At 53.5% G+C, this 9,776-nt stretch carries 8 protein-coding genes and 1 pseudogene; 5 read left to right on the plus strand and 4 right to left on the minus strand.

Translation table 11 applies throughout. From position 1 onward, the window contains the following. Window positions 1-474 (plus strand): annotated as a pseudogene (locus VAE48_RS10875) (excinuclease ABC subunit UvrA); the annotation flags it as partial. 1 nt (window position 475) lies between these two features. On the opposite strand, the gene VAE48_RS10880 reads toward VAE48_RS10875, so the two are convergent. From VAE48_RS10880 to VAE48_RS10895, 4 genes are all read right to left on the minus strand, one after another. Next, window positions 476-1,153: an orotidine 5'-phosphate decarboxylase / HUMPS family protein gene (locus VAE48_RS10880; RefSeq protein ID WP_322793353.1), complete on the minus strand. Its 678-nt coding sequence runs from the start codon at window positions 1,151-1,153 to the stop codon at window positions 476-478. Further along, the gene (locus VAE48_RS10885; protein WP_322793354.1) at window positions 1,150-1,923 is read right to left on the minus strand and encodes a slipin family protein; all 774 of its coding nucleotides are present in this window, start codon (window positions 1,921-1,923) and stop codon (window positions 1,150-1,152) included. The genes VAE48_RS10880 and VAE48_RS10885 overlap by 4 nt, the downstream gene beginning before the upstream one ends. Window positions 1,924-2,062: 139 nt before the next feature. Continuing rightward, a complete protein-coding gene (locus VAE48_RS10890; protein WP_322793355.1) occupies window positions 2,063-2,851 on the minus strand; it encodes a DNA-methyltransferase in 789 nt (262 codons plus the stop codon). Between the two features lie 77 nt (window positions 2,852-2,928). Next, window positions 2,929-4,260: a UDP-glucose/GDP-mannose dehydrogenase family protein gene (locus VAE48_RS10895; protein ID WP_322793356.1), complete on the minus strand. Its 1,332-nt coding sequence runs from the start codon at window positions 4,258-4,260 to the stop codon at window positions 2,929-2,931. A gap of 214 nt (window positions 4,261-4,474) precedes the next feature. Between VAE48_RS10895 and folD the strand changes: the two genes are divergently transcribed. From folD to VAE48_RS10915, 4 genes are all read left to right on the plus strand, one after another. Further along, window positions 4,475-5,356, plus strand: coding sequence for a bifunctional methylenetetrahydrofolate dehydrogenase/methenyltetrahydrofolate cyclohydrolase FolD (gene folD, locus VAE48_RS10900; protein ID WP_322793357.1), 882 nt, complete (start codon window positions 4,475-4,477; stop codon window positions 5,354-5,356). 118 nt (window positions 5,357-5,474) lie between these two features. Next, window positions 5,475-6,863 carry an 8-oxoguanine deaminase gene (locus tag VAE48_RS10905; protein WP_322793358.1) on the plus strand — a complete coding sequence of 463 codons (1,389 nt, stop codon included), beginning with the start codon at window positions 5,475-5,477 and terminating at the stop codon, window positions 6,861-6,863. Between the two features lie 52 nt (window positions 6,864-6,915). Then, on the plus strand, window positions 6,916-8,709 hold the full coding sequence (ade, locus tag VAE48_RS10910; protein ID WP_322793359.1) for an adenine deaminase: 1,794 nt from the start codon (window positions 6,916-6,918) through the stop codon (window positions 8,707-8,709). A 14-nt stretch (window positions 8,710-8,723) separates the two neighbouring features. Next, the gene (locus VAE48_RS10915) at window positions 8,724-9,467 is read left to right on the plus strand and encodes a GntR family transcriptional regulator (RefSeq protein WP_322793360.1); all 744 of its coding nucleotides are present in this window, start codon (window positions 8,724-8,726) and stop codon (window positions 9,465-9,467) included. Window positions 9,468-9,776 lie beyond the last annotated feature (309 nt).

The following is a 9,776-nucleotide window of genomic DNA, read 5'->3' on the forward strand; positions in this document are numbered from 1 at the left end:
CTGGATTTCTTCTCGGCCTTCCCGGCGATTGTCAATAAACTGCGCACGCTGGAGGATGTGGGTTTGGGCTACATCCGCATCGGTCAGCCGGCAACAACCCTTTCCGGCGGTGAAGCGCAGCGCGTCAAATTATCCCGCGAACTTTCGCGGCGGGCAACGGGGAGGACGCTGTATGTGCTGGATGAACCTTCGGTGGGGCTGCATGCCGCCGATGTTCACAAGTTGATCGAGGTGTTACAACGCCTGGTGGATGCCGGCAATTCGGTCTTGATCATTGAACACAATATGGACATCATCAAAGTGGCGGATTACATCATTGACCTTGGTCCCGAAGGCGGAGACCGGGGTGGAATGCTGGTAGCCGAAGGAACACCGGAGCAAATTTGCGGTTTCCCCGGTTCGTATACCGGTCAGTACTTGCGCGAATATCTATCGCTGCATCACCTGCACAACTGCAAGGACAACGGGCGCTGATTTATTCGATGGTTGCCAGAAATTCGGCAGCAATGGCAGGCACATCCTGATCGGTGGGGATGCCCTGCCATTCATCGCCGGGTTTGACCAGATTGACTACCACGATATTCGCGCCGTTGAAAATGGCACTGCGTGCTTCGCGTAAATCCACCCCGCCGGCGGCTGAAATGACCACATCAAATTTACTGCGCAGCCGATTAACATGGCGGTATTGGATGACCTTGCCGCGGGTGCTTTCTTCGTCACGACCGCGGTGCAGTATGACCACATCGGGGGGACGGCGCATGCGCATGATTTTTTCCAGCGGGTCTTCCACACCCAGCATATCCACCATCGAAATCACGCTCAACTCGGCGCAACGGATAACGAAGCGGTCAAGTGTTTCAACCGGAGAACTGCCGAGAGCGGTGACCGCAGTTGCCCCGGCATCATGGGCCATTTCCACTTCCTGCCGCCCGCCATCGCTGATTTTCAGGTCTGCCACAATTTGACCTTTCCACAAACGACGCATTTCGCGGACGCCGCGCATTCCTTCGTATTTGATATAGGGGGTACCGGCCTCGATGAAAATACGCTCGTTTTGCGGTAACGAGGGGATAATTTGCTTTGCCAGGGCGAGGTCGTAATTGAAAGCGAGCTGCAGGTAGCGGGTTTTGGTATCAAGAAGGCTGCGGCTCATTCTTTCTTGCCCATGATGGTGCTGAGGGTGTTGTTGATGTCGGATGGAACGAAGAGGACAATTTTTTCAGAGGGGTCAGCGGCAATATCGCGGATGGTTTGCAGTGTTCGCAAATGCAAAGCGCCGGCAGATTGGGCGAGGGTTTCGGCGGCCTGTCGCAGATTTTCAGCGGCTGAAAGTTCACCCTGCGAGGCAATGATCATCGCGCGGCGTTCGCGCTCGGCTTCGGCCTGCTTTGCCATGGCGCGTTTCATCTCAGCCGGCAGTTCAATTTCCTGAATCTTGATGCTTTCCACATCCACGCCCCATCCGCTGGTTTCGGCATCCACAATTTCTTTGATGCTGTTGGCAATCTTTTCGCGTTCGCTGACCACAAAATCCAGTTCATGATTGCCGATTACATCACGCAGGGCTGCCTGAGTGTACTGGCGGATGGCATACACATGGTCTTCAATCTTGATGACCACGTCTTCCGGACGCACCACTTTGAAGTACACCACTGCATTGACCAGCATGGGGATGTTGTCTTTGGTCATCACTTCCTGACGGGGCACATCGGCTGTTTTGATGCGCATGTCCACCTTGCGCATGTTTTGAATTACCGGCAGAATCAGGGTAATGCCGGGGTTGCGCGTACCGGTGAATTTTCCCAAAGTGAATACCACACCGCGTTCGTACTGGTAAAGCTGCTTGACGGCGGAAAAGAACAGGAAGATCAGAACAAAAAAGAGGGGGACCAGACAGGCCAACAAGCTGAAGAGTTGATCCATGGCGGGCTCCTTTTTTGAGATAAAAATTGAATTTTTTCTCAATACATTTATACGTAAATTTAAGAATCCCCGTTTCTCAAATACTGTTAAGAACGGGTTAAGAGTGATGAACTCGCTATATGCTTTTTTTGCCCGTCTTTTACCATTCAGATTCGCCGTGGTTGATTTTTTCAATGCGTTTGAGAATGATCTGGTAATAATCGGGGTTGATTTCAAAAGCGATGTAATTTCGTTGATTCAGCAGGCAGGCAGCGATGGTGGTTCCCGAACCCGCAAAGGGATCCAGAACCACCCCGCCGGGCGGACAGGAGGCTTTGACCATGCGTTCGATGATTTCGAGGGGTTTTTGGGTTGGGTGGTTTTCCCGCTCACTGTGAATGCGATGCAAGCGGCTTACCGACCAGACATCTTTGGGGTTGTAGCCTATTTCCAGCCACTTTTTTCCCACAAAGATCGAGCGCGAACGCGCCTTTTTGGTTTGCGGGTCGTAAGGGATGCGCACGGAATCAAGATCAAAATAATACTGACTGGTCTTGGCAAAAAAACCAATTGTGTCGTGTACCGAGGTAAACCGGCGGGTCGTTCCACCCATGCTGGGTACCTTGCGATCCCAGATGATCTCATTGACCATGATCATGCGCTGCTTAAGGTAAAGGAATATTTCCGGGCTGTATCGCCATGTGGTGAAAATATACAGGCTGCCGCTTGGTTTCAGTTTTGGCAGCACCAGTTCAATCCAACGGCAGGTCCATTTGAGCAGGTCATCAGGGTGGCGGCGGTCCGAATCATTGCCGTAGTCTTTGCCCAATCCATAAGGTGGGTCGGCAATGACCAGATCAATGCTCTCATCTGGCAGTTGAGGGATGCCCTCGAGGGCATCCTGATTGAAGACCCGGTTCAACCACGCGGTTGGCAAAATTCCACTCACCCCATTTAATTCATGCTTTTGAACATACCGGGCACCTGATTAAGAGGTGCCCGGCTTTTGTGGCGGATGGAGAATTTTCAGGGGCAGCCACTCAGGTCGTTGCCGTTGAGTGAGGGTCGCCCAATACCATAATACGTAAAGCCATACTGACGCAGTCGTTCCGGATCCCAGAGATTGCGTCCATCCATGATCAATTTATTTCGCATCAGCCCGGCAATTCGTTCGAAATCGAGCTGCTTAAATTCATTCCATTCGGTGGCCAAAACCAGCGCATCGGCGCCTTCGGCTACTTCGTAGGGATTGCCGCATAAATGCACCTTCGGCAGCATGGTGCGGGCGGCGTCCATTGCCTGTGGGTCATAGGCTTTAACGATTGCGCCTTCAACCTGCAGCAGATGAATTACTTCGAGGGCGGGGGCTTCGCGGATATCATCGGTGTTGGGTTTGAAGGAAAGACCCAAAACGCCGATGACTTTCTCGTCCAGCGAACCGAGGGCTTTGCGCAGGCGCAATACAACCCTGCGGCGCTGATTACGGTTGATATCCATGACAGCCTGTAAAAGCTGCGGATTGGTGCCATGCAGTACAGCCATGTGGGCTAAGGCTTTCACGTCTTTGGGGAAGCAGGAGCCACCCCATCCCAAACCGGCATCCAGGAAGGCATTGCCAATCCGTTTATCCATGCCCATACCCTGCGCCACCTGACGCACATCCGCGCCCAGTTCTTCGCAAATATTTGCCATTTCGTTGATAAAGGAAATTTTGGTTGCCAGGAAGGCATTTGAGGCGTATTTAATCATTTCGGCAGTGCGCAGGTCGGTAATCATGATCGGGCAGCGCAGGCTCAGATAAAGTTGCGCCACTTTGGAGGCTGCATCGCGGTTGACCGATCCCAATACAATCCGGTCGGGATACATGAAGTCGTTGATTGCCGAGCCTTCCCGAAGAAATTCGGGGTTCGAAACCACATCAAAATCCAGCGGCTTGCCAGCGCGGCGTTTGCGGATGATATCGGATACCCAGTCGCCTGTGCCGACCGGTACGGTGGATTTGTTAACGACGATAATCGGATGATCCACGAGATCGGCAATTTTTTCAGCCGCTGCCCGAACGTATTGCAGATCGGCCTCGCCATCCACACCCGATGGAGTGCCGACGGCGATGAAGGCAAATTCGGCATCTTCCAGGCCTTGTTCATAATCGGTGGTAAAAATCAAACGCCCGGCTTTGACATTCTGGCTGACCAGTTGTTCCAGGCCGGGTTCATAAATCGGCATGATACCTTGTTTTAGTTTTTCAATGCGTTGATTGTCAATATCCAGACAGCGCACTTCATTGCCAAGGTCGGCAAAGCATGTTCCGGTTACCAGCCCGACGTAACCGGTTCCAATGACACAAATTTTACTCATGGGTTCGCAATCCTCCTGTTGGAATGAATTATACCGGATAGTACCTTATTCATGCAAAATCAATCGTTTCAACTCGCCAGAAGGATGGTGTCTTTTTGGGAAAAATCGGTATAATGGAATTATCCCAGCATTGTCAGATAACTGAACAACTCAACCGAGGAGTCAATACGGCGCAGGCTGCCGATAAATCACCTTAAAAAGAAAGGAGCGAAGAATGACGGCTGCATTGATTGACGGCAAGTTGATTGCAGAAGAAGTTCGGATGCAGGTCAAAAGGACGGTTGAGGAAAGGATCGCTGCCGGAAAGTCCAGGCCGGGGCTGGCAACCGTTCTGGTGGGGGATAATCCAGCCTCGCATGTTTATGTTCGTTCCAAACGCAAAGCCTGTGCAGAGGTTGGCATCGAATCGTTTGGGTTTGAACTGCCAGCCGATGCCACCCAGGAGCAGGTTGAGAAAGTAGTTCGGGAGTGCAACGAAGACCCGCGCATTCATGGGATTCTGGTGCAGCTGCCGCTGCCGGGCGGCCTGGATGAAGAAGCCGTTTTGAACACCATCAGCCTTCACAAAGATGTGGATGGCTTTCATCCGGTCAACATTGGCAGACTGGCACAAAAGGGACGGGAACCGGCCTTTGTGCCGTGCACACCGGCGGGCTGTATTTACCTGCTTAAAAAGACACTGCCTTCCCTGCGGGGCGTCAATGCGGTGGTGTTGGGTCGTTCCAACATTGTGGGCATGCCGGTTGCCTTGCTGCTGGTGCGCGAAGATGCCACCGTTACCATCTGCCATTCACGCACCCGTGACCTGCCTGCGGTGGTTCATCAGGCGGATGTGCTGATTGCCGCGGTGGGCAAGGCAGAAATGGTGCGCGGCGACTGGGTCAAACCGGGCGCAGTGGTAATTGACGTGGGTATCAACCGCATCGAAGACCCCACCCATCCCAAAGGCTCACGTCTGGTTGGGGATGTTGCCTTTGATGAGGTTAAAGAAGTTGCCAGCCACATCACCCCTGTGCCGGGCGGGGTTGGCCCTATGACGATTGCCATGCTGCTGCAAAATACGCTGCGGGCGGCCGAGCTGGCGGATAAATTATGACGAAAATCATGTTGTCTGACAATTGACAAGCCAGCTAAAATCCATTAAACTGAGAATGTCTGATGTCTGATCAGTCCACATTTCCCACCTGCGAGACAAAAACGAGAATGGATTTGCCATGACGCAAACTCTGCTCGTCAAAAATGCTACGGTTCTGGTTACAATGGATGACCTCCGCCGCGAGATTGCGGATGGAGGTCTTTTCATCCGGAATGGCTTCATTGAGCAGGTTGGTAAAAGTGATGAGCTGCCTCAAACCGCCGATGAGGTGCTGGATCTTTCCGGGCATGTGGTGATGCCCGGTCTGATCAACACCCATCACCACTTTTATCAGACTCTCACCCGCGCGGTACCGGCTGCTCAGGATGCCAACCTGTTCAACTGGCTCAAAACACTCTACCCAATTTGGGCGCGGATGACGCCGGAAGATATTTTCATCTCCACCCAAACCGCGCTTGCAGAACTGGCACTTTCCGGATGCACCACTGCTTCGGATCACCTGTACCTTTTCCCGAATGGCTCACGGCTGGATGACGAGATTGAGGCAGCCCGCCCGCTAGGTCTGCGCATTCATGCCTCGCGCGGTTCGATGAGCCTGGGGGAAAGCAAAGGTGGCCTGCCGCCCGACTCGGTGGTGGACAGCGAGGAAGCCATCTTGCGCGACTCGCAGCGACTGATTCAGTCCTATCATGACCCAAAGCCCGGCTCAATGGTGCAAATCGTGTTGGCGCCGTGTTCTCCCTTCAGTGTGACCGGCGAGTTGATGCGCGAAAGCGCGCGGCTGGCACGCCAATATGGGGTTCATTTGCACACTCATCTGGCGGAAACACAGGATGAAGAAGTGTTCTGCCAGCAGAAATTTGGCTACCGGCCGGTGGGTTACATGGAAGCGCTGGAATGGGTGGGCAATGATGTTTGGTTCGCCCACGCCGTACATGTCAACCCGACAGAAATTCAGGTCTTTTCTCATAGCGGGTGCGGGGTTGCTCACTGTCCTTCCTCGAACATGCGTTTGGCTTCGGGAATTGCACCGGTGATGAATTACCTGCAAGCCGGCGTAAAAGTGGGTTTGGGTGTGGACGGCTCGGCTTCCAACGACGGCTCGCACATGCTGGCTGAGGCGCGTCAGGCCATGCTGCTGGCGCGTTTGGGGGCAGGTTTGGCAGGCGCTTCATTGAGCCAGGAAGCAGCGCCGCCTTTGATGACCGCCCGTCAGGCGCTGGAACTGGCTACCCGCGGCGGGGCGGCCGTTTTGGGGCGCAGCGACATCGGCTCGCTGGAAGTCGGAAAATGCGCAGATTTTGTTGCCATCAACCTGAACCGGTTGGATTATGCAGGTGCGCTCCATGATCCCGTAGCGGCCATTGTGTTTTGTCAGCCGCGCCCGGTGGATTACACCGTCGTGCACGGTCGTTTGATCGTCCGCAAGGGTGAATTGCAGACGATTGATCTGATGCGTCAGATTGAAGTGCACAATCAACGGGCAAGACGCTTGTTATCCAGTTAGCAGCAACCTGTTTCAATCGAGAGACAGGTTGCATTCTTACCGGAGGTAAAGAATGAAACAGTTAACCGCTGAGAACACCCGCAAATTGGTGGATTGCGCGATGGGGCGCATTCCGGCCGATCTGGTTGTTCGCAACGGAAGGTGGGTTTGTGTCCAATCGGGGGAAATCATCCCGGCGACGGATGTTGCGGTTTTGGACGGCAGGATTGCCTTTGTGGGGCCTTCAGCGGCACACACGATTGGTGATCATACCCAAATTATTGAAGCGGACGGCCGCTACCTTTGCCCGGGTTTGCTGGATGCTCACATGCACGTTGAATCGGGAATGTTAACCGTGACCGAATTTGTCCGCGCTGTGGCACCGCGCGGCACGACCGGCATGTTTGTTGACCCGCACGAAATTGCCAATGTATTTGGCCTGAAGGGGGTGCGCCTGATGGCGGATGAGGCCGCCGATCAACCCATCCATGTATTCGTTCAAATGCCCTCCTGTGTGCCCTCGGCGCCCGGCCTGGAAACCCCCGGGGCAGCCATTGGACCCAACGAAGTTGCCGAGGCAATGCAGTGGGACGGCATTATCGGGTTGGGCGAGATGATGAATTTCCCCGGTGTGTTCAACAGCGATCCCACCGTCCATGCTGAGCTGGAAGAAACCCGCAAAGCCAATAAGGTCATCGGAGGACATTATGCCTCACCCGATTTGGGTCTGCCGTTTCACGGCTATGTAGCTGGCGGCCCGGAGGATGACCATGAAGGCACCACGCTGGAGGATGCCATCCAACGCGTGCGGCAGGGCATGAAGGTGATGATGCGTTACGGCTCGGCCTGGCATGATGTGGCAGCCCAGGTCAAAGCTGTGACGGAATTGGGGTTGGACCCACGCCATTTCATCCTCTGCACGGATGACTCGCATTCGGCTACGCTGGTACAGGAAGGCCACATGGATCGTGTCCTCCGTCATGCCATTGCACAGGGTTTGAAACCGATGCAGGCGATTCAGATGGCGACCATCAACACGGCGGTTCACTTTGGAGTAAGCCGGGATTTGGGAATGATTGCTCCCGGCCGGTTTGCCGATATTGTCATCGTCGAAGATTTGGTCAATTTTCGTGCCGATGTGGTGATTGCGAAAGGAAAAGTCATTGCCAGCGGCGGCAAATTGCTGATTGAATTAAAGGGGTATGCCTACCCGGACTGGGCAACCCATTCCGTTCGGCTGAAACGCCCGCTCACGGAGCAGGATTTTGATTTGATTGTGCAACAGCCACAGAATGGAAAAGCGGTTGCCAACGTCATCGGCGTGATTGAAAATCAGGCGCCCACTCGCCACCTGAAACTTGAAGTCCAGATCGTCAATGGCAAAGTGACTCTGGCAGGCGAATCCGACCTTGCAAAGATTGCGCTGGTTGAACGGCACCATGCCAGCGGTGTTGTGCAGGTAGGGCTGGTATCAGGCTTCGGATTTGACCAGAAATGTGCGATTGCCACCACCGTTGCTCACGACAGCCATCACATGATTGTGGTTGGAACGGATGAGGCGATGATGGCGCAGGCAGCCAATCATCTGGCACAGGCGGGCGGCGGGCAGGTCGTGATCAAGGATGGTCAAATCATCGGTATAGTTCATCTGCCGATTGCCGGTCTGATGTCCAACCAGCCTGCCGAAGTGGTGGCGGCTGAAGCCGACAGCGTGCTGAAGGGCTTCAAGGCGTGTGGCTGTCTGTTGAACAATCCGAATATGCAATTAAGTCTACTGGCGCTGGTGGTGATTCCGGCGCTGCGAATCTCCGACCGCGGGCTGGTGGATGTAACCCAATTCCGCTTCCTGCCGGTCGTCGAATCCTGAAAAGAGAGGGAAAAATGGATACCATCGTTCATCCATTTCAAAGACTGCAGGTCGAGCTGGCTGATATTATTGCCAAAACACCGCCCGGTGAACGGCTGCCATCCGAACCGGCACTTGCCAAACAGCTGGGTGTTTCTCGCGCCACCCTGCGGGAGGCGATGCGCGCTTTTGAAGGCCAGGGGCTGATCCGCCGTCGGCAAGGGATTGGCACGTTTGTGGTCAGCCATGTGCAGGTGATTGAAACCGGTTTGGAAGTTTTGCAGAGCATTGAAAGTTTGGCAGAAAAAATCAACCTTAAGGTTTACATGGGGGATGTCAAGATTATCCGCCTTGAAGCGGATGCAATTTTGGCAGAGAACCTGAATGTGGAAAAGGGAACACCGCTCATCAAAGTTGAACGGGTGATTACAACCGAACACCGACCGGTCGCCTATCTGATTGACCTGCTGCCGGAAAATGTGCTTTCACCGACGGAATTGGACCAGGGTTTTACCGGCTCGGTGCTGGATTTTCTGTTGAAACGCGGTGACTTGAACCTGATGAATTCCTACACCGAAATCAACGCCACTTCGGCCAGCTCCGAGATTGCAAAAGCCCTTGAAATTCAACGCGGTGACCCCTTGCTGCTGTTTGAAGCCTATTTGTACGACGACGGCGGTCGGGTAGTGGATTACTCTCACAGTTACTTCCTGCCCGGCTATTTTCGTTTCCACCTGGTGCGGCGTGTAGCCAGCCGTCAACCTGTAAATCACGTGTGAAATAAGAGGAGGTGATTTCAAAACCCTGTTCGTTGCAATCGCTGCGACTTCGGTTTTAGCCGGATGATTGAGAACAAAACCGTATGTTACGTTCAATTTTAAGAATAAATTCAAAAAAAATAAATGGAGGTAAACACAATGCGTAGTTTTGCTGGTCGTGACATTCTGTCTTTGAAAGACTTCGAACGGCAGGAATTCTTTCATGTCTTCGAAGTTGCGCGGAAAATGGAAGACATTGCCCGCGAGCGAAAAAACATTGAACTGTGCAAAGATAAAACCATGGTGACGGCTTTGCACAGTTCAATGTTT

The sequence above is a fragment of the Bellilinea sp. genome (genome assembly GCF_034432615.1).
Classification (GTDB): Bacteria; Chloroflexota; Anaerolineae; order Anaerolineales; family Anaerolineaceae; genus Bellilinea.

Coding starts and splice junctions, on each gene's coding strand:
- VAE48_RS10880 (WP_322793353.1), bottom strand. CDS start 1,153: ATGAGCCGCAGCCTTCTTGATACCAAAACCCGCTACCTGCAGCTCGCT.
- VAE48_RS10885 (WP_322793354.1), bottom strand. CDS start 1,923: ATGGATCAACTCTTCAGCTTGTTGGCCTGTCTGGTCCCCCTCTTTTTT.
- VAE48_RS10895 (WP_322793356.1), bottom strand. CDS start 4,260: ATGAGTAAAATTTGTGTCATTGGAACCGGTTACGTCGGGCTGGTAACC.
- folD (WP_322793357.1), top strand. CDS start 4,475: ATGACGGCTGCATTGATTGACGGCAAGTTGATTGCAGAAGAAGTTCGG.
- VAE48_RS10905 (WP_322793358.1), top strand. CDS start 5,475: ATGACGCAAACTCTGCTCGTCAAAAATGCTACGGTTCTGGTTACAATG.
- ade (WP_322793359.1), top strand. CDS start 6,916: ATGAAACAGTTAACCGCTGAGAACACCCGCAAATTGGTGGATTGCGCG.
- VAE48_RS10915 (WP_322793360.1), top strand. CDS start 8,724: ATGGATACCATCGTTCATCCATTTCAAAGACTGCAGGTCGAGCTGGCT.